18 protein-coding genes are annotated in these 19,052 nt (G+C 61.6%); 8 read left to right on the forward strand and 10 right to left on the reverse strand.

The window, feature by feature from the left end; translation table 11 throughout:
* Positions 1-182: 182 nt before the first annotated feature.
* From BLW71_RS10250 to BLW71_RS10265, 4 genes are all read right to left on the reverse strand, one after another.
* Positions 183-938, reverse strand: a complete 756-nt coding sequence (locus BLW71_RS10250; protein WP_177204997.1) for an OB-fold protein — start codon at positions 936-938, stop codon at positions 183-185.
* Positions 939-1,092: 154 nt separating this feature from the next.
* Entirely contained in the window at positions 1,093-3,594 is a 2,502-nt protein-coding gene (locus BLW71_RS10255) for a VapE domain-containing protein (RefSeq protein WP_177204998.1), read from the reverse strand.
* A 231-nt stretch (positions 3,595-3,825) separates the two neighbouring features.
* Entirely contained in the window at positions 3,826-4,107 is a 282-nt protein-coding gene (locus BLW71_RS10260) for a hypothetical protein (protein WP_091795980.1), read from the reverse strand.
* A gap of 540 nt (positions 4,108-4,647) precedes the next feature.
* Positions 4,648-5,175 (reverse strand): hypothetical protein, encoded by a 528-nt coding sequence (locus tag BLW71_RS10265; RefSeq protein ID WP_091795983.1) that lies wholly within the window; start codon positions 5,173-5,175, stop codon positions 4,648-4,650.
* A 798-nt stretch (positions 5,176-5,973) separates the two neighbouring features.
* Between BLW71_RS10265 and BLW71_RS10275 the strand changes: the two genes are divergently transcribed.
* From BLW71_RS10275 to BLW71_RS10290, 4 genes are all read left to right on the forward strand, one after another.
* A complete protein-coding gene (locus BLW71_RS10275; protein WP_091795988.1) occupies positions 5,974-6,474 on the forward strand; it encodes a hypothetical protein in 501 nt (166 codons plus the stop codon).
* A 25-nt stretch (positions 6,475-6,499) separates the two neighbouring features.
* Positions 6,500-6,685, forward strand: a complete 186-nt coding sequence (locus BLW71_RS10280; RefSeq protein WP_091795991.1) for a hypothetical protein — start codon at positions 6,500-6,502, stop codon at positions 6,683-6,685.
* A 169-nt stretch (positions 6,686-6,854) separates the two neighbouring features.
* On the forward strand, positions 6,855-8,699 hold the full coding sequence (locus tag BLW71_RS10285) for a phage tail tip lysozyme (RefSeq protein WP_091795994.1): 1,845 nt from the start codon (positions 6,855-6,857) through the stop codon (positions 8,697-8,699).
* A 13-nt stretch (positions 8,700-8,712) separates the two neighbouring features.
* On the forward strand, positions 8,713-9,609 hold the full coding sequence (locus BLW71_RS10290) for a hypothetical protein (protein WP_091795997.1): 897 nt from the start codon (positions 8,713-8,715) through the stop codon (positions 9,607-9,609).
* Positions 9,610-9,653: 44 nt separating this feature from the next.
* Here BLW71_RS10290 and BLW71_RS10295 read toward each other — a convergent pair whose 3' ends face one another.
* The 5 genes from BLW71_RS10295 to BLW71_RS10315 all read right to left on the reverse strand — a co-directional run bounded on the left by BLW71_RS10295 (position 9,654) and on the right by BLW71_RS10315 (position 12,232).
* A complete protein-coding gene (locus tag BLW71_RS10295) occupies positions 9,654-9,941 on the reverse strand; it encodes a hypothetical protein (protein ID WP_091796000.1) in 288 nt (95 codons plus the stop codon).
* Between the two features lie 178 nt (positions 9,942-10,119).
* Positions 10,120-10,455, reverse strand: a complete 336-nt coding sequence (locus BLW71_RS10300; protein WP_091796003.1) for a hypothetical protein — start codon at positions 10,453-10,455, stop codon at positions 10,120-10,122.
* On the reverse strand, positions 10,455-10,664 hold the full coding sequence (locus tag BLW71_RS10305) for a superinfection immunity protein (RefSeq protein WP_091796005.1): 210 nt from the start codon (positions 10,662-10,664) through the stop codon (positions 10,455-10,457). Before BLW71_RS10305 ends, BLW71_RS10300 begins: the two co-directional genes overlap by 1 nt.
* Complete coding sequence (locus tag BLW71_RS10310; RefSeq protein ID WP_091796008.1) at positions 10,661-10,861, reverse strand: helix-turn-helix transcriptional regulator; 201 nt, start codon at positions 10,859-10,861, stop codon at positions 10,661-10,663. The genes BLW71_RS10305 and BLW71_RS10310 overlap by 4 nt, the downstream gene beginning before the upstream one ends.
* A 135-nt stretch (positions 10,862-10,996) precedes the next feature.
* Entirely contained in the window at positions 10,997-12,232 is a 1,236-nt protein-coding gene (locus tag BLW71_RS10315) for a tyrosine-type recombinase/integrase (RefSeq protein ID WP_091796010.1), read from the reverse strand.
* A gap of 535 nt (positions 12,233-12,767) precedes the next feature.
* Between BLW71_RS10315 and BLW71_RS10320 the strand changes: the two genes are divergently transcribed.
* From BLW71_RS10320 to BLW71_RS10335, 4 genes are all read left to right on the forward strand, one after another.
* Positions 12,768-13,193, forward strand: a complete 426-nt coding sequence (locus BLW71_RS10320) for a ribbon-helix-helix domain-containing protein (RefSeq protein ID WP_091796013.1) — start codon at positions 12,768-12,770, stop codon at positions 13,191-13,193.
* A 90-nt stretch (positions 13,194-13,283) separates the two neighbouring features.
* The gene (locus tag BLW71_RS10325) at positions 13,284-14,384 is read left to right on the forward strand and encodes an extracellular catalytic domain type 1 short-chain-length polyhydroxyalkanoate depolymerase (protein ID WP_091796016.1); all 1,101 of its coding nucleotides are present in this window, start codon (positions 13,284-13,286) and stop codon (positions 14,382-14,384) included.
* 74 nt (positions 14,385-14,458) lie between these two features.
* Entirely contained in the window at positions 14,459-16,834 is a 2,376-nt protein-coding gene (locus BLW71_RS10330) for an ATP-binding protein (RefSeq protein ID WP_091796019.1), read from the forward strand.
* A gap of 10 nt (positions 16,835-16,844) precedes the next feature.
* On the forward strand, positions 16,845-17,282 hold the full coding sequence (locus BLW71_RS10335) for a response regulator (protein WP_091800684.1): 438 nt from the start codon (positions 16,845-16,847) through the stop codon (positions 17,280-17,282).
* Positions 17,283-17,375: 93 nt separating this feature from the next.
* On the opposite strand, the gene BLW71_RS10340 is transcribed toward BLW71_RS10335, so the two are convergent.
* Complete coding sequence (locus BLW71_RS10340; RefSeq protein ID WP_091796023.1) at positions 17,376-19,034, reverse strand: sensor histidine kinase; 1,659 nt, start codon at positions 19,032-19,034, stop codon at positions 17,376-17,378.
* Between the last annotated feature and the right edge of the window lie 18 nt (positions 19,035-19,052).

The following is a 19,052-nucleotide window of genomic DNA, read 5'->3' on the forward strand; positions in this document are numbered from 1 at the left end:
AATCAGCGACTTATAGCTCAAATTTCGGTCTTTCCAACTGCTAGCTACTAACGTGGCTACTAATTAGAGGCGCGGTGGGTTTCGCGCCGCCGGGTGACAAGATGGTAGCCGGCTGGCGGGCGCGCGACTCACCGACGCATGCCGAACACGACTCCCGCTTTCGGACCTAGGTAATTGGCACGCTACTGCTTACATTTCAGATTGGGTGACATGAAAAACATCCCGTCGCCGCGGCAGGTGATCGCGACAGTGCTTCCTTTCTGAAGCTTTGCGATCTGCTCAATCTTGTCTTTCCCGAAATACGCGTTGACGGTATGGAACGGATCGCCATCGACCTGGAGGGATACCACGGGTTGGCCAAAAACGTCGTTCTTTATTTCGACGACAGCGCCCGTCACGGCAAGCCAACGCCCTTTGTACTTGAGGTCGGCGGCGACCTCGTTCGCGTGATACTCGGCGTACAGCTGTTGCGCCGTGATCTGGATCGGCTGGGTCTGTTGAGGCGCGGCCGCATTTGCGGTTTGAGGAAGCTCAGCGGCGTCCGGATCGCCTGGAACGACGGGCGCCACAATGCCAACCGGCTGCATTGTGTACGGACGATAGATGCGAATGCCGCCTGCAATGCGCTCATAGCAACCGCCGCCATCGAAGGTGCCATTCGACCGTACGCGCATCGTCTTTGCACTTGGATGCGCGGCGGCGATGTTCGTGAGCCATCGCCCATATTTACGATCCCGTTCTGTCGTGGCACCTTCGTTTTGCAACTGCGCGTTGCGGGCGCATGTGAACTCGCTCAGGTCGTAACGGTAAATGCCCGCCGTGACCGCCGCGACAGTGGCGAGTTCGTGATTGTCGGGTGCGGTCACTTCGTCGGTAATCGTTCCAGCATGCGCGGACGTGGCGAACAGGGCGGTTGCCAGGAGAACGGTGAGTCGCATAGTTCTTGGAATCCTTATCAGGCCATTGAGGTGTGGGCGGGGGTCCGCCAGCGAATCGAGGGCCATAGGTACGGTTTACGGCGTCCATTAGCGAATACTGAAGGGCTCGCATGTCGGCCAGTTTGCGCGCCGCCGTGCTGGCGGCGCGGTTGCATCAGTTGGCGACGGCGAGTGCCGGCCGGGCGAACGGCGTAGCGAGTACCACGGCGTTATCCGTGCCTTCCGCCAGGTAATCGTCGGGCACGACGTAATATGTCATCCCGTTACTGGTGCTGGCTGTCCATCCGTTCATGCGCATCCACGCGCCGACCTGACGCGGCGTGACGCTGCGCGTCGCGGTGCTGCTGGCTGCAAGCTGCGTCAGCAGAGCCGACACGTACACGCGCCGGTCGGCGCGTTGCGCGGCGAGTCGCTGCACGATCGGCGGCGCAAATTCTGATACTACGGTCTGCGGCGTGCCCCCGCCATGTCGCATACGCGCATCGTTGAATGCGCCGATTGCGTCTGTAGTGGCACGGTGCAAGGCCAGGTAATCGGCGCTGGACTGGCAAAACCGCGCCTTTGCTTCCGCGAAAATTTGTCTGCACTCTACTGCCCAGTTCGGCTCGGGCCTGCGGGCGAACTGGACGGGCATGAAACGACGATTGCCTGTTTCATCGTGGTTGAGCTCATCTTTGTTGGCGGTGCCGATCAGGACGAAGCGGCGCGGGTGGGGTTCGGCCTTTCGCTCATACGGGGCGCGGTACTTGTCCACGCCGTCGGCGATCCAGAGCTTAATTTCCTCCACGTCGCGCTTACCCATGCCGGACATTTCCCCCAGTTCGGCAAAGACAGAGCCGCACGCCGCCATGCTCATGCGGATAGGGTCGCTGAAAGCCAGCGCGGCAGGTTTTGGGACACCCAGCGCCGCCGCCAGATCTGTAACGAAGTGCGACTTACCCGCGCCCTTTCCGCCGATCAGAACCGGCACGACATGGCAGTCGATGCCCGGCTCCATCTGTCGCATCAGTGCGCCCGCAAACATTACCTGTCCCGTCAGTCGCAAAGCGTCGCTATCGGTTGCGCCGCAGAGATCAGGAAAGAACGTGTCGAGTCGCGGTCGCCCGTCCCACTGCGGTAGCGACAGCACCGCGTCGCGCCACGGATCGAACTGATTTTCGATTGCGAGCGTTTCGATCGCTCGCTCCACCACGCCCGGCACCACGCCCGCGCAACCTACGCGCGATAGTGCGTCAATCAGCTTACCTTCGCTCGGCAGGCCAGCAGTCTCTGTCGTGTACGTCGCCGCGTTATAACGCGGCACGGCGTCGATCTTTTCGAGCAACGACGCCAGCGCAAATTTGACATTCACGAACGGCGCGACCCGTTTTCCTACGCGCTCCGGGTATTCCAGCGTCCCGCAGAGTTTTTCGGCGGCCTGCTCAAGTGGGCTGGCCAGGTCGGCGGCACTGTCGTCCGTGAACTCGAAGAACGTCTGCAACTTGTGCGACCAGACACCGAGCTTGCCGCCCATTGCCACGATCTCAGCCTTGCCGTAGCCCTCCGGTTTGAGATTGGGCCGCCACGTATCGAACGGGTCAGCGCATTGGTGGCCGATTGCATCGCCGCGGTTCGCGAGAATGTCCGCGACTTTCACCCGGCCAATGTCTTTAACCGCGATTTCCCACGACGGCGGGAGCTTCCGGTCGCCGAGCGCGCGAATCGCCAGCAGGCCCAACCGCTCGCCCAGCTGCGCGTCGAGTCCGTTAGCAGTGGCGTTTGCAGTTTGATACGCGATTGCGACGCGCTTTGCCTCCCGGCGCTGCTTATCCTTCTCGGCGCGCACGGCAGTGTCGAACTTGCGCTCAGCCAGCGCGGATTCTGCCGGCAGTGCCTGTGCGTCCAGCATCCCATCACCCACCTTGTATTTGACGGGGTGCCCAGCAGATACGATCGGCGGACGCTCCCTGAACGCCTGATCCGCCGGAACAGTGCGTGCCACACCGTCTCTGAGTACCGGGCTCGCTTCGAACAGAAGCCGCGACGGCTGATAAACCAGCGCATCCGATAGCTGGCGCGTGAGCAGCGCACCGGACTTGCTGACGTACATGTACCCGAGTCCGGCCGCCCATTGCTCGCGTTGCATTCGCTTTCCGAGTGCCGGTATGTCTGTGCCGCGCGTGACGGCCAGGTAGACGTGTACGCCGCGCAGGCCTTCGCCGTCCACAAAGGACGATGAAGACGGGCGCGCGACGCGGTAGACGTACTTGAGCCAGGGCGAGCAGACTTCGAGCGCGTCTAGCACGTCGTCAACGCTCAGATAGATGTTACGCCGCTCGTCGTCAATATCGACGTCGATCGGGAACAGTGCCGGGCCTTGTGGGTATTTGAATGCCTCATTGGTGCGTGCAACGGCGTCCGGACGAAACTCGGCACCGGCTCGCGTCGTGAGTGGTGTGTCGCCCACGATGGGCACGCCGCACGTAATCGCCTGATTCGATTGCAGCAGCGATAATGCCTGCTTGAGTTGCGAGAGGTTCTCCAGTTCGACTACCTTGGCGACGCCCTCCGTCATGTTCGCAATGGCCGTCTTTTCGATCTTGCCATCGGCGCCTCGCGAATACGATTTCGCCATCGCGCAGCCCACTGCGCTGATCTGCGTGAGTTTGATATTCATGCGCATACCTCAAGAGCGAGGATGCGCAGTGTGCTGGGCACGTTTTGTTCAAGTGCTGAGAAAACGTTGACATTTTCGGCTTGCATCGGCATACTGATTTCCAGTTTGTGATGCATCGCGGACAGCTTTCCGGGCTTTGGCGCGATGCGTTGTTAAGAAACTCTTGCCACCGCTAGGTGGCGTTTTTTTTGCCGGCGCCTAGTGCGGCGCACCAATCCCGCTGAGGGTAGTTCAGCCTGCGGCGCTCTGTGTCGTGCGGTAGCGTTCTCCTCGCCCACCCCACGAATCGCGGCAAGCAGCTATCAATGCGCGGCGCATGTTGTCACCTTCGCGCCGCAGCCTGTACGCCTCCACCCACGGCGCGACCGTCGATGCCTTCCAGCGATAGCCTCGATCTTTGTCCAGCTTCACGTCGGGCTCGGGAAATTCGGCACGCGAGCAAAGCAGTCGGAACATGCCAACCGATACCTGCAAAGAGCGGGCCACTGCGTGAGCGTCGAGAACTTCGCTCATCGGATTTAACTCGTGCATAATGAGCCTTTTATGGCGGAATCGAATAGGCTCATCATACTGAGCGTCAAATAATCGGTCAAGCGTTTCGATTGAATACAGCTATTGACGATATCTTGCAGATTGCTTTCTGCAAATTACCAAACCGTTACATCGTAGACGAACAGTTCTGAGCAGTCGCCCCCGATGTTAGTTAAATGATAGTCAATCCTTTGTAGAGCAAAAAAAGCTGTTTTTTTCTCTCTCTGGCGCAAACCCATACTGGGTGGTCTTTTGAGCCCGGTCAGTGAGTAGAGAGCACGAGTTCGAATTAGATCTGTATAAATGCAAAAAGAGCGCTAATTCGCTATTGCGGCTATTCGTAGCACTGTAGGAGTTTTTTTTTATTTTTACTCTCTGCTCTCTAACTACTTCTCATTTTATTAACATAATAGTTATAATCAAAAAAGAATATAGCGAATATCAGATTAAATATTGCTGACATTCGTTTATCGAGAGCAAACAGAGAGCAAACAGAGAGCAAACATTGCTCTCTAAACCGCCTTAAACGCGATCGATCGTGCATAGCAGATGGCCAACGGTCCACAGCGCGCCGCCGGCAACGCTGCGCTCGCCGGTCGTCAGTGGCGCAAGACGTAACACGGCGAGGGCATCCCGAGCGACATAGATTGCGAATTCGACCGCGTGGCTCGCCAGTCGCAACGCGCCGGCCAGATCGCCTTCATGCGCCGCATCAGCGGCGCGCAGTGCCAGCGCCGCTGCGTCACGTGCATTGGCATCCGCTAGACGGGCCAAGCCTGCCATGCGCCCGCAAACGTCTCCTACGGCCATGTAACTGCGGTCGATCGGCTCGACCTCGTAGAGACCGTCGGCCAGGTCCTGCGCGAACGACGCCATGCCAAGCGCGAAGGCGCCCAGCGCTTCGAGGCGCTCCGCGAACTCGTCGGCAGTCGCCGCGGCGTGAACGTCGAGCGCATCCGCGAGTTCATGCGCGCGTTGCTCTTTCAGCCAGTAGCGCAAGGCGCCATTGACCGGGCAGGTCTGCATCGCATTGTTCGTGTAGATGTTCACGCCGCACGCCAGTCGAGCGAGGGCAGCAGGGAGCGCACAACGGCATCGGCCAGCGTTCCATACTCGCCGCGCAGTTCGCGAAGTGGCACACCTTTCCGCCATAGGGTAGCAATGCGCGCCTCGGGTGCCATCGGGTCGCCACTCGAAGCCCGTTCCGGCTTTGACGCCGACGCCGGCCGCGTTTCGGGCGCCGGCCCGAATGTCGCGGCGAGTTCATCGGACAGTGGTCGCGGCTTACGAAACGGCGAAGTCGGGACCGTTTGCACGTTCTCTTTCGCAAACCGTTGCCGCAGTCTGACACGTGCGGCGTGAGAGCCCCGCTCGATCCGCTCCGTTGCCGACGTTGGCGGTGCCGGGCGCTTCGCCGTTGGTCGCTTTGCAACCGCAGGAACGGCCTCAGACGGCCGCGCGGCGGCGCGCACGACTATCCGCCCGCCGATAGCCCGGCGAGCCGCCAGAGCGAGGATTGACAGTCGCAGCGGGTGTTTTCGTTCAGACATCAGTATTCCTACATGTTGGGCCGCGCCAACGTTGCGCAGCACGTTAGCCGTCGTTCATTAAAGACACATTCGTAATGATATGCGTCGAATATATCTGCGCAGTGGCATATAGAATCGCCTGCGTTCTGACCACCTGTTGACGACTCGCTGACCACCTGCAAAGCGTGTGTAGACAAGACATTCACCGGCAGTCGCGCCGCCAAAAACGTCATTCATTGGGCGTTCTGATAGTTCATGGCTATTGCCGCATATCAATGATAGTGTGTGTCTCGTGTGCACACAACATAAGGAGTACGCAATGTCAATAAATACGGCTACACACGGCGCTGTTGACCTGTATGGGCGCGCCGCGCTGGAAACGATCGAATCCTGTACGCGTTGGCATGTCGCCGTGCGAGTGCGCGGGGCATGCATCCACGCAGTGGCATTCCAGGCGTGGCGCCCGGCGTCCCGCCTGAGTGCCAAGTCTGCCGGCGAGTTTTTCGAGCTTGTGTGGCGCGTGCAGGAGAGTTGCGGCTCGGCCGACAGTGCGCGCGTCACGGCGCACGCCTGGTGCTGGACGCCTGCCGACCAATGGACCGCCGCACTCCCGGCAACGTCAGACGCAGTTCGCGCGGAGTTCGTCCAGCGCGCTATCCGGATGACTGCCGACGAGGTGCGCGACGATCATGAGGACGCTCTTCGCGAGTGGGCGTTGCGACTCGTTGCGGGCGATGACGTGTCGTCGGTCGCTCCGGTCGCGCAGGCGGAAGCACCCCGGTGCGCGCGCACGTCGCTCGGTCTCGCGGCGTCGAACTGATCGAACACACAAAGGAGCAAACGCAATGGATGCCCGCAAACAACCGCCGCGCCGCCCGCCGCAACTAGCTGCACTCCGAAAGCTAGCTGATGCGCTGATTGGCAAACCGAATGGCGCGAATGACCACCTCCCTACGCGCGAGGAGATGGAACACATGCACAAGTCCGACATGCGCGAGACCCTTCCCGTCACGCCGACGCGGATCAAGTGAGGATCCGTATGCAGCGAACACACGTTTTTCTCCCGGCACCGATTCGCGCCGACCTCAGGGCCTTGTCGCAGCAATGTGATACGTCAGTGGGCGAACTGATCCGGCAAGCCGTCGCGGCATACCTTGAGCGGGTGCGCGCGACGCCCGCGAACAATGAAAGGGGTGCGTAATGTCAAACCAACAGGTCGTCTCAGAACTTATTGTCCAGCTCACGCTGGATTCGACGCCTTACAAACGTGAGTCGAAGAAAATCGACGGCATGGTCGATGGTACGGAAAAGAAACTTGTGGCGGCCGATACAAAGCGCAAACGCCGCGACACCGACCAACTGAAGCGAACTAAATCTCAGACCCTGGCGTTCAAGGAACTGGCGTCGAGCGTGAAGGCCTTCACGGCCGCAGTTGGCGCTATCGTAGGCGTAGGGGTTGCGGCATTCACAGCCGGTAACGCGTTTGTCGCCTACGAGAATGGTCTCACGCGCGCAACGGTCGCGACGGGGCTGTCCCGGCGCGAGATGCAGGCGGCGTCGATCATGTTCAAGCGGCTCGGCGCCGACGCGGATGCCGGCGCGGCATCGTATGCGGAATTGGCGAAAGAGGCCAAGGCGTTTCAGGTAGGCGGACCGGCAGCCGCTCCGCACCTCCAGGCGCTGTCGATGATCGGCGTCAATCTGGCAGGCACGACGACGCAGCAGCTTGCACAGGCACAGCAGATTTACCGCGCCGCCCCTCCCGGCCAGAAGGCGACGATGGAATCGTTTCTCGCCCTGCATGGAATCGCAACGGACCTGATCGTCGCCATCAAAAGCAATCGTGACATCACCGAAGAATGGTCTACCTCGCTCTCGCAGGCGACCGATACGACATCGAAGACGCTGGACGCGTTCAATGACGCGACCGCTAGCGCAGAGAGTTCGCTGAAGTCGTTCGGCAGCACGCTTGCATCGCTCATCGCGCCCGCGGTGCAACAGATGGCCGACTATCTGAACTCGGGCGCCGTGGAGCTTTCGAAGTTTGCGGACGATGTGAACGCAGCAGGCGGCGGCCTCGATGGTTTTCAAAAAGCGCTGTCTGAACGCTCGCCCGAACTCGCCCACAACCTCGCACTGCTCGGCACAGCCCTTAGGACGTTGGGGGAGGCAGTAGACCTCTCGGCCTATGGTCTGCAATTGCTCGGAGGGCTTTTAAAAACGGCTGGTCAGTGGCTGTTCCCCAAACTAGGCGGTACGGGGCAGGAGAACGTCAAGAAAATCGGCGGCGCGTTCGGCACGATTTCCGATGCGGTCAAATGGGCGTGGAGTACGGCCGTCCCCGAGGCGCGGCGTAACGGTCCCGACATCGTTGGCGGCACGCTGGGCGACCATGGCGGCGCGGCGCGGCTGACGGCGCCGCGGCAATACGCTACAGACCCCTCGCTGGACCCGGGCGAGACCGTTATCAGCGCGTCCGCGCGAAAGGCTGGCGCTGGCGTGAAACCGACAGCGGCGGAACTCACACAGTTTTTTGTCGCACGGGGCGTGCCGCTGAACGAGGCGATTGGCCTGACGGCCAACGCGTTTGGCGAGTCATCCCTCGACCCTGCCCGAGTGAACCAGCAATCAGGCGCTCGCGGCCTCTTTCAATGGTTGAGCAAGGATCGCGTGGCGGCCGTCGAGAGATGGTCGGGCAAGCCGATTACGAGCATGTCATGGCAGGAGCAGAGCAACGCCGTTCTGAACGTCCCGAGCGAGCGCGCGCGGCTCAACAAAGCTGTCGCAGGCGCGTCTACGGTCTCGGACTATACGCGGGGCATCAGCGACGTTTTCGAGGCGCACGGCAATATGTCGTCGCTTCGTGACCGCCTCAAATATGCGAGCCAGCTAGAGGCTTCCTCCGGGGGCGCGAACGGCACGCAGACTGGGGCAACGTACAACGTGCAGAATCTGAACGTGAGCGGCGTGCAGGACCCGCAACAGCTTTCCGATGCTATCCAGCGTCAGTCAGGCACCGCACCGTATAACTCGGCTGTGCGCTAAGGAGGGGGACGGCATGACATTCAATACGCTTTTAGAGCGCAAAGTTCGAACCACGATCACCGTGGTGCGGCCGGATGCGTCAGGCGAAGCGACGCCGGACGTTTATACGTTTGCCTCACACCGGCAGAAGATCACGGTGCGTAATGGCGGCGCGCAGTTTAACTCTGCCCGCGTGGAAATCTACGGGGCTCCGCTCGACACGATGAATCAGATTGCGAGGCTCTGGAATATCGCCATGGCGCCGCAAAACACGGACACGCTTCAAATTGACGTATGGGACGGATGGAATTACATTCCTCTGTTTGCTGGCGTCATTTCATGGTCTACCATCGAAGCCCGCCAGCCTCCGAATGTCTATCTCGTGGTTGAGGCGAATGCGTCTTTTGCGCTCGGCAACATGGCCGTTTCGCCCTACGCGAATCCTGGACCTGTCGCGCTACAAGATGTGCTGACGAGCGTCATCACGCCAGCCGGGTTCTCGCTCGATTACAGTTCCGCAGCGATTAACCCGCTGATGAACGACGTGAGACTAACGGGCTCTCCGCTCGAACAGATCACGCAGGCGATCGGCCACTATCCGCAACTGCGGTTCGCGTTCCAGTTACAGCGCCTGGTCGTTACTGCGGTAGGCCAGCCCTTTACGGCGGACCCGATACTGATATCCCCGCGTAATGGAATGATGGGCGGCCCCGCGTTCTCGTCGAGCAGCTTGCAGCTCGCAACGATTTTTAATCCTCGTATCCGACAAGGCGTCGCGATCGAAGTAGAGACGGAATTCACATACGTCAACCAGACCGCGTGGCTAGCAGCCGTCGTCGTGCATCAACTTGAGCCGAACGTTCCGGGAGGTGCCTTTACGACTAGCATCGCGTGCAGCGCATGGGGTACCGCCGGCAACAATCAGCAGTGACTAGACTGCGCGGACGGATGCGATGCCGCGAGCGCGAGCAGCCGCTAACGTACGCGCGGTACGCCAACGAGCAGACGGCCGAATACCGCGAAGAGTGCGACGGTCGCGCGAGCGAACCATACGAGCGCCGGGACGACCGGCGCAACGATCGATGCGGCCGGCTCAGCGACCGACCAACCGAGCTGGCCAGCCGCGCGACACGCGCCGCCGATGCGACCGTGCTGCCAGACATACTCGCGCCGCCGTGCCGCCGCTTGCTCGCGCAGCGGTGCATAGGCGATCCGCAACGGCCGCGCCGGTCGCTGGCGGCGCGCTTTCAATGCGCGAGTCATCGGAGGTAATGCGCGAACAGCGCGACGACGACGGCTGCGATGAGCGCAAAGTCTGACGTGGCCCGCAGCGGCGCTGCGGCGGCGTGCAAATGTTCCCAAGCGCGCTGCATACGGGATGGGCGGGCAAGCCCGCCTGCGCCGTTCTGCTGCGTTTCAAGCGCTCTCATATGCGGCCCCCTTACCCTTGGCGGACGACGCCCACGGCGATGTTCACGACGCTCCACAGACGGGCGTCGTTCGTCTTGATGCGGGCTTGCTCGGCTTGCCAAAACTCATCGATCACAATCGCGGGAATCTCGGCTCGCAACGTCGCGCCGATGCTGGTGCCGACCCGCGACAGCTGGTACGCGTCAAAACCCGGCGGCACAGGGATTGCTTGCGCGACCTCCAGAAACGTTTTCCAGACCCTGTGGTGGTGCATGGTCGCGCGCCCACTAGCGGAAGGGAAGTAACGGATGCAACCCCAGGTCGCGCGGCTCGCCTCCAATGCCGCTTGTTCTCCGGCCTTGTCCATCACGCCTCTCCTTTCGAACTCGATGCCATTACAACAACGGACGGCGGCGGGTTCATCGCTGCCCAGGCGAGGGTCCATACCCAGCCGATGAACGTCCATCCGAAGAACAGATTCACGATGATGATTGCGCCAGCGTTGTGATGCTTTCGACTGAGTGCAATGATGGCCGGCAGGAAGTAGAGAGCGAGCAGCAGTGCGAGCGCGATCATGCTGCGACCGCCGTGCTAGTGCGGGCATCCATCCACTCTTGAACGACATCGGAGCGCCACGCCACGGAGTTGGGGCCGAGTTTCACCGGTTTGGGAAAGGTGCCGGCGGCGATCCATCGGTAGATAGTCGGGCGGGAGAGGCTAGTAAGCTTCGCGACCTCGGGCAGGCGAAGCATGCGGTATGCGGGATTGGTCATGGCTGAGTCTCATGGGTTTGCAATGAGACTCAAGATATCGCAGCGCTTACCACGGCGTAAGCACAAAGCCGTTTAACTTCCCTTTACATGCGAAAATAAAGTGGAAACGGGGCGGCCAAAGGGCACTTTGCCGCCCTACGCGCTCCGCTTGATAGGCGTGACATTCCAGATTTCCCCCGCCTGGCATGTCACCAGAAACGACGCCCACAGTTCGAGCGCGCCCCGCCGCTCTTCGTAATAAGTGTGCTGATCGTAGATGCCTTCAACACCCGCCAGCTTGTGATTCAGGCACATTTCGCTAATGTCGCGCGACACACCGAGCTTGCGCATGTGGCTCTTCATCGTGGATCGCAGGTCGTGCGGCGTGAAGCGGCGAATCGCCGGTTTGTGATTGGCGATCCAGTAGTCGATAGCCTCGCGGATCGCATCCTTCGACACGTGCGTGTCGCCGTCGTGCCGGTCGATGCGATTGCTGAGCCGCGCTGGCAACACGTAGGCTGATCCGCCTGCGAGTTCGAGCAGACGCTCAAACCATTCGACGACGGCCGGAGCAAGGGGAATATCCATCTCGGAGCCAGTCTTGTTATTGGGGATATGCCAACGCGCTTCGTCGAGGTGTACGTCTGCGCGCAATGCTGTGTACAGCTCGCTGCTACGGACGCCAGTGGCTAGGGAGATGCGCAGTGCGTAGAGGTTCACGTCGCGCATCTTCGCGTTCATCAGTACGCCGATCTCGGCCTCGGTCAGCATCAGGCGCTTGCGCACCTCGGGCCTGTCTCCGATGATTGACGTTAGCTTGATGCCGGCGCATGGGCTGGCGTCGATCATCTTCCTGCCCGCAGCATGATCGAACAGCGCCCGCAGCACGCACCACAGCGTGAATAGCTCCGACCAACCAGCCTTTACCCGCTCGATCTGCGCGATCACGTCCGCCGCCGTAACGTCGCGCAGATTGAGCGATCCCATGCCGTTCTGGATTCGCGTGAGGTTGCGACCATAGCTGCGCTGCGTGCTGTCGGCAAGGCCGGATAACACCCTCTCGCGGTAATCCTTGATGAGCTCGCGCACTGTCCAGTTTTTGCGTGCCTTGATCTTTCTCACTTCGGCAGCCGGATCGATCCCTTTCTGAACTTCCACGCGCCGCTCACGCGCAATGTCACGCGCCGCCGACAGCGACATGTCGGGGTAGCGGCCAATCGACAATTCGCGCTGGCGCCCACCATGGCTGAACCGGAGAATCCATGTCGCGGTGCCGGCTGCGGACAGCGTGAATGTCAGGCCGCCGCCGTCCGTCTTTGCCATCGGCTCGCCTGCCTTGACCCACCTACGTAACTGCACGTCGCTAAGGATGTTTGCTTCGCGTTTCGCCATCGCGCATTGCTCCTGAGTCTAGCTACTAATCTAGCTACTAATTTTCAGTGAGATTGGATGATGCACGAAGCGACGACAAGAGACAATAGAAACGCTAAGCCTTTTGTGGCAAGGGCTTCAGCGGGTTTTGCGTGATACAGGGTGATATGGGGTAAACGTTAGACCGAGACAATACGATATTGTTTTGATGTAAAAGTCTCCGCCAGACTCCGTCGTTTCGTTCAACACCCCTTAAAAACCGCATCACCCTACCGGTGCCAGTTCGAGCGCACCGGTAGCGCCCGCCGCGCGCCATTCAAACACGCGCGCCACTGTCGGAATGGCCGATTCTGCACAGACAGCAGCAATCGGCCCCGAAACCACTCCCTCCCGCAATCTCGCTCGGCGCCGCAAAACGCGCCGCTCGCCTCCACTCGGTCATCGCCATCCCCCGAACGAACCCCCTTTATTCTCATTGACCCCCTCCGGCTAAAAGGCGTATAACCATCCCATTGGATGTTAATTGGATGGCCTCAAGATGCCTCCCGGAGTGCAAATGACTAAACTCAGCCTCATCGACACCTCCCGCCCCAAAGGCGGCGAGACCGAAAAAATCACCATCAACCTGGGTCCGATCGACCTCGGCCAGATCGATCTTCTGGTTGAAGAAGGCTTTTACTCGAACCGCACCGATCTGATCCGCACGGCGATTCGCAACCAGCTCGCCATCCATGCGCAGGTGGTCTCGGAAACGGTGACGCGACGCGCCCTCGTGCTCGGGCTGCAACATTTCTCCCGGCAGGATCTCGAAGCGGCGCAAGCCGCGCACGAACAACTCGACATTCATGTGCTCGGCCTCGCCAGCATCGCAGCCGATGTGCCACCGGAACTCGCGGCGGCCACGATTGCATCGGTGGTGGTGCTCGGCGCCTTTCACGCATCGCCCGCGGTCAAGGCGGCGCTTGCCGGCCGCATCAGCTAGGCACGACACTCGACTCATGACCGTGACTGACGCAGTGACCCATCGGTCGCCTTGCTCTTTCACGCCCCACACAGGTCAACGCAAACCATCATGAAGATGAACGAAGATTTCCTGAAATCAATGAAAGACGCCTTCGAGCTATTGCGCACGAAGGGCCCGCAGGAAGCCACCGCGGCAGTTCAACGCGCGCTCTCGGGCAACAACGCGAATCAGGCCCACGCGGACCACGCACAAGCCCCGTACACGCCGCCCAACGTGAACGAATGGACGCAAGCGTGGACGCAGGCGCAAACGCAAGTGAGCCCCGTTCCGCACGCCCCTGCCGCACCGGCATTCGACGCCGACACGCCAGGCACCTTCAGCACGCATACGTTCAGCAACGCGGCCGGACAACGCCAATACAAGCTGTACGTGCCGGCTGTCTACAGCGCTGAACCGTTGCCCCTGATCGTCATGCTGCACGGCTGCACGCAGAACGCCGACGACTTTGCCGGCGGCACGCGCATGAACGAAATGGCCGAGCGTCACGGCTTCATCGTCGTGTATCCCAATCAGACCCATGCGGCCAATCACTCGAAATGCTGGAACTGGTTCAAGCCCACCGATCAGCAGCGCGATCAGGGCGAGCCGTCGCTGATCGCCGGCATCACGCGCGAGGTGATGGGACGGTATCGCGTGGACCCGGCGCGCGTCTATGTGGCAGGTCTCTCGGCAGGCGGTGCGATGGCGGACATCATGCTGAAGACTTCGCCCGATCTCTATGCGGCGGCGGGCGTGCATTCGGGTCTCCCCTACGGCAGCGCGAAGGACTTGCCCTCGGCGCTCGGCGCGATGAAAGGCGGCAAGACGCAACGCAATCGGGCGCGCGGCGCACCGCAACGTCCGCTCATCGTGTTTCATGGCGATGCGGACGCGACGGTGCATCCGTCGAATGCGGCCGAGATCGTGGCCTCCTTCGACGCCGGCACCACCACCGTCAGCGCGCAATCCGGCGCGGCGAGCAGCCAGCGCACCTATACGCGACAACGGCATGTCGCGGCGAACGGCGTGGAAGCGGAGTACTGGTCGATTCACGGCGCGGGTCACGCATGGTCCGGAGGCAGTCAGCGCGGTTCGTACACGGACCCGTCGGGCCCCGATGCCGCCGATGAAATGCTGAAATTCTTTCTCGCCCATCCGCGCCGCGATTGAGTCACGCTGTTAGCAGCGAACCACGAACGCACGCCTGCTATGCGAAAATGCAGCGTACCGTTCGTGGAGCACGCATGGCAGACCTCACATCTTCCGCGTCTTCGACAGTCGAAGCCGACTGCGCGAGAGAACCCATCCACATTCCAGGCGGCATCCAGCCGCACGGCTTTCTGTTCAGCATCGCGGCCGACGGCACGCTGCTGCAAGTCAGCGCCAACGTCGCCGCGTTGACGGGCTCGCCCGCCGAGCAAGCGCCAGGCCAGCCGATTGCGCGGATCGTCGGCGACGAATGGGCAGCGCTCATCGTCGAGGCACTGGCCACGCATCAGGAAGACGGCATCCCGCTTTATATCGGCTCGATGAGCGATCCGCGCGCCAATGCCACCGGCGCGCGCGCCACGCCGTTCGCGGTCATCGTGCATCGTCATGAGGGCATCGCGATCGTCGAACTGGAGCCCGCGCGCGGCACGCTCGACGTGTTCTCGTCGATGTACCCGCTGGTGCGCACGTTCATCAACCGTCTCGAGGAAGTGCAGACCGTCGAGGGCCTCGCGCAACTCGCAGCCGACGAAGTCCAGCGCATCACCGGTTACGGCCGCACGCTGGTCTACAACTTCGACAGCACGGGCAGCGGCCACGTGATCGCCGAGCACGCCGAACCGGGCTACGCCTCCTACGCGGACCAGCACTTTCCCGGCTCGGACATCCCCGCGCAAGCGCGCGCCCTCTATGTGCGCAACCGCATTCGCCTGATCGCCGACGCCGACTATCGGCCCTCGCCGCTGGTCCCGCCGCTGCATCCCTCGACAGGCAAACCGACCGATCTGACCTACGCGTCGCTGCGCAGCGTCTCGCCGGTACACGTGCAATACATGAAGAACATGGGCACGCTGTCGTCCATGTCGATGTCGATCGTAGTGCGCGGCAAACTGTGGGGGCTGATTTCCTGCCATCACGACAGCGCGCGCGTGCCGCCCTTCGAGGTGCGCACCGCGTGCGAGCATATCGCGCAGATTCTGTCGCTGCAGATCGAAGCGAAAGAGGAACACGCGCAAGCCCAATACCGGCTCGAACTGCGTCGCACGCTCGCGCGCCTGCTGGCCGCGATGGCCAACACGGAAAGCTTCACGGACGCGCTCGCCAACGACCCGAAGGATCTGCTCGGGCTGACCGCATCGGACGGAGCGGCGATCGTCTTCGACGGGCGCGTGCTGCTGGTCGGCACCACGCCTTCCGAGCCGGAAGTCGCGAAGCTCGTCGAGTGGCTCGACACGCGAGTGGATGACACCTTCGACACCGACTCGCTTGCCACGGCCTGCCCCGTCCTGCCGGCCAATCCGCACTACGCGGGCCTGCTCGCCGTGTCGATTTCGAAGCTGTTTCGCAATTACGTGCTGTGGTTTCGCGAAGAAGTCGTTCAAACGATCAAATGGGCGGGCGATCCGCGCGCGAAGCTGGCGGGCTTGTCCGCCTCGCTCTCGCCGCGCCAGAGCTTCGACGTCTGGACCGATACCGTGCGTGGACGCTCACTTGCCTGGCGTCCTGCCGAACTCGAAATCGCCGTCGAATTCCGCACCGCGCTGCTCGGCATCGTGCTGCGTCGCGCGGAAGAACTCGCGCAACTGGCGCTCGAACTCGGGCGCGCCAACAAGGAACTCGAAGGCTTCTCGTACACGGTGTCGCACGATTTGCGTGCCCCGCTGCGGCACATCGTCGGGTTTGCCGATCTGCTGCGCGAAATGGAAAGCGAGCGTCTGTCGGAGCGCGGCAGTCATTTCGTGGAGCGAATCATTTCGTCGGCGCGCTTCGGCGGCAAACTGGTCGACGACCTGCTGGCTTTTTCGCAGATGGGACGCGCGGCGCTGCGTCCACAATCGGTCGATCTGCAAGTCATGGCCGACGCGCTGATCGCCGACGAAGTCAAAGATGCGCCCTCGCGCAACATTGCATGGCGCGTCGGCCCACTGGGTCACGTCAACGCGGACGCCGTGCTGATGCACGTGGTGCTTCGGAACCTGATCGAGAACGCGGTAAAATTCACGGCGACCCGCGAGAACGCGGAAATCGAAATTGGCCGCTATGCGGGTGAAGGCGAACTGGCCGGCCAGGACGTCTTTTTCGTCAAAGACAACGGCGTCGGTTTCGACATGCGCTACGTCGACAAACTGTTCGGCGTGTTCCAGCGGCTGCATCGCATTGAAGAATTCGACGGCACGGGCATCGGGCTTGCTGGCGTTAAACGCATTGTCGAGCGGCACGGCGGTAAAGCCTGGGCGACCGGCGAGATCGACAAAGGCGCGGCCGTGTATTTCTCGCTGCCTCATGTATTCATTGCCGACGCGAGCCAGGGCGAAGAGTCCGCGGCGGCGGCAGTGGCACGGCTGACTGCATTGTCACCGGGCAAGCGCTTTCGCCCCGTGCCGAAAGAGTCGAAAGATGAACCGAAATGAAGGACAGAGCGTGCTAAGACCGATCCTGCTGGTTGAAGACAATCCGAACGACGTGGAACTCACGCTGATCGCGCTGGAGAAAACCCGCCTCGCGAATCCGGTCGTGTCGCTGCGCGACGGTGAGGAAGCGCTGCAATATCTGCGCCGCGAAGGGCAATGGGCGAATCGCTCGGAAGACAATCCCGCCGTGATTCTGCTCGACAAGAAGCTGCCGAAAATCGACGGTCACGAAGTCCTGAAGGCCGTGCGCAGCGATGAAAAACTCAAGCGTATTCCGGTGGTCATGCTGACTTCGTCGCGGGAAGAAAGCGACTTGTTGCGCAGCTACGATCTGGGCGTGAATGCCTACGTGGTAAAGCCGGTCGCGTTCGACGACTTCATGGCTGCCATCAACGACCTCGGCATGTTCTGGGCTGTGCTGAACGAACCGCCGCCTTACCCACGTTGACCGGCGCACCGGGCGAATTCATCGAAGCGCCGGCGCTTGCCGGCGTGGAAAGCACACCGAGCACACCGAGCACACCGCGCGAAGCGAAGCCGCCTAGCGGTATGCCGGCAACCTGACGCGGAACGTCGCGCCCTGCCCCAAGCCTGGGCTCTCAGCGGTGATCGTGCCGCCGTGCAGGTCCACCAGGTTCTTGACGAGCCACAGTCCCAACCCGAGACCCGCCACGCGTCCCGACCCGTCGGCGCCGAATTGCTGAAAGCGGTCGAATATCCGCTCCAGCGACTCCCCATCCAGACCGAGTCCCGTATCGCGCACCGCGAGTTCGACGCGCTCGCCGTCCGCCCGCACCGAGAGTTCGATCGTGCCTTGCGCGCTGAACTTCACCGCATTCGACACGAGATTCCAGACCACCTGTTTCATCCGGCCTTCGTCGGCGAGCACCATGGCCGAGGTCAAATCGTCCGCGATCAGCCGGAGGCCCTTGGCTTCGGCATGCATGCGCATATCTTCCACGACAATCCCGGCCAGCGCGCCGAGATCGACGGGCTGCAGATTGACCGACAGTTTTCCGGTCACGATCGCGCCGCTGTCGAGCAGATCGTCCACCATATGCGAGAGCTGCCGTGCGTTGCGGCTGATCACGCCGGTAGCGCGTGCGAGATGCGAAGGATCGGCCGCGCGCTGCAACAGGTCGGTCCATGAAATGATGGCCGACAGCGGCGAACGCAGTTCGTGGCTGACCGTGGTGACGAAATGATCCATTGCCATGGCAAGGCGCTCACTGTGTTCGCGCGCGCGTTTCTCGGACGCGGCGATCTCGCGTTGCTCGAGCTCCGCCTCCTTGCGCGATGTGATGTCGAGCGTGAAGCCAATGACGGAGCTCAACGTGCCATCCGGCAGGAACCGTCCGACACCGCGCACCAGAATCCAGCGGACCGCGCCGCTCGCCCAGCCAATGCGGAAGTCGACTTCGAAATGGTCGTGAGCCGCCAGCGCATGATTCATCGCGTCGCGCAACCGGCTGCGGTCTTCGGGATGCACGACTTCGCCGAACAGGCGCTGCTCAGTGAGCAACGCGTTCGAATCCAGACCCAGGTTCGACTTGCATTGATCGGTGCATTCAATCGCGCCGGTCACCGGATCGAGTTCCCATGCGCCCAGTTGCGAAAACGCCATGGCAATCTGAAAGCGTTCCTGATGCTCGCGCAATTGCGCTTTGGCTTCATCGGCGAGGAGCTGCCGCAGTTGCGCCTGCGAGCGCAGCTTCGCGCGTTCGCGCTGATCGCGTTCGTAATCGGAGACCCGCTCGGTCACTTCGCTCACGCGCAGCGCGATCGTGCCGCCTTGCCCGTGACGCGCACCCAGCAGGCTCGCCTTGATTTTCCAGTAGCGCGGCACCCGTAGCTCGCCTGCTGCCTCACCATTGGGCTTGGCGTCACGGTGCTCGGGCATTTCGTAGCGAAACAGCGGCGACCATTTCGAGCCGCCCGGCGACAGATCGCGCAATGCGCCGATCAGCCATGCGCGCCGCGCTTCCCGCTGTTCTGCCGGTCCGAACTGATTGACGTCGAGAATCGATTTACCTTGCAGATCGCTCAACGACTGCCCCGTCAGGTCGAGATAGCGCGCGTTGGCGAGCAGGATTTCGTAGCGATGGTTGAGAATCAGATAGGCATCGGGCAGCGCCTCGAATGCGACCGCTGCGTCGAACTGGTGAGACGGCGAGGAAGAATCCTGGTGGCGGCTATCCATAGGCGTGTTCCGGTCGCG

The sequence above is a fragment of the Burkholderia sp. WP9 genome (assembly GCF_900104795.1).
Taxonomy (GTDB): Bacteria; Pseudomonadota; Gammaproteobacteria; order Burkholderiales; family Burkholderiaceae; genus Paraburkholderia.

Bases quoted from the DNA above. Each gene is read 5' to 3' on its own strand.
- BLW71_RS10260 (WP_091795980.1), bottom strand. From the start codon at position 4,107: ATGAGCGAAGTTCTCGACGCTCACGCAGTGGCCCGCTCTTTGCAGGTA.
- BLW71_RS10280 (WP_091795991.1), top strand. From the start codon at position 6,500: ATGGATGCCCGCAAACAACCGCCGCGCCGCCCGCCGCAACTAGCTGCA.
- BLW71_RS10295 (WP_091796000.1), bottom strand. From the start codon at position 9,941: ATGACTCGCGCATTGAAAGCGCGCCGCCAGCGACCGGCGCGGCCGTTG.
- BLW71_RS10285 (WP_091795994.1), top strand. From the start codon at position 6,855: ATGTCAAACCAACAGGTCGTCTCAGAACTTATTGTCCAGCTCACGCTG.
- BLW71_RS10325 (WP_091796016.1), top strand. From the start codon at position 13,284: ATGAAGATGAACGAAGATTTCCTGAAATCAATGAAAGACGCCTTCGAG.
- BLW71_RS10255 (WP_177204998.1), bottom strand. From the start codon at position 3,594: ATGAATATCAAACTCACGCAGATCAGCGCAGTGGGCTGCGCGATGGCG.
- BLW71_RS10275 (WP_091795988.1), top strand. From the start codon at position 5,974: ATGTCAATAAATACGGCTACACACGGCGCTGTTGACCTGTATGGGCGC.
- BLW71_RS10320 (WP_091796013.1), top strand. From the start codon at position 12,768: ATGACTAAACTCAGCCTCATCGACACCTCCCGCCCCAAAGGCGGCGAG.
- BLW71_RS10250 (WP_177204997.1), bottom strand. From the start codon at position 938: ATGCGACTCACCGTTCTCCTGGCAACCGCCCTGTTCGCCACGTCCGCG.
- BLW71_RS10310 (WP_091796008.1), bottom strand. From the start codon at position 10,861: ATGACCAATCCCGCATACCGCATGCTTCGCCTGCCCGAGGTCGCGAAG.
- BLW71_RS10305 (WP_091796005.1), bottom strand. From the start codon at position 10,664: ATGATCGCGCTCGCACTGCTGCTCGCTCTCTACTTCCTGCCGGCCATC.
- BLW71_RS10290 (WP_091795997.1), top strand. From the start codon at position 8,713: ATGACATTCAATACGCTTTTAGAGCGCAAAGTTCGAACCACGATCACC.
- BLW71_RS10300 (WP_091796003.1), bottom strand. From the start codon at position 10,455: ATGGACAAGGCCGGAGAACAAGCGGCATTGGAGGCGAGCCGCGCGACC.
- BLW71_RS10330 (WP_091796019.1), top strand. From the start codon at position 14,459: ATGGCAGACCTCACATCTTCCGCGTCTTCGACAGTCGAAGCCGACTGC.
- BLW71_RS10315 (WP_091796010.1), bottom strand. From the start codon at position 12,232: ATGGCGAAACGCGAAGCAAACATCCTTAGCGACGTGCAGTTACGTAGG.
- BLW71_RS10340 (WP_091796023.1), bottom strand. From the start codon at position 19,034: ATGGATAGCCGCCACCAGGATTCTTCCTCGCCGTCTCACCAGTTCGAC.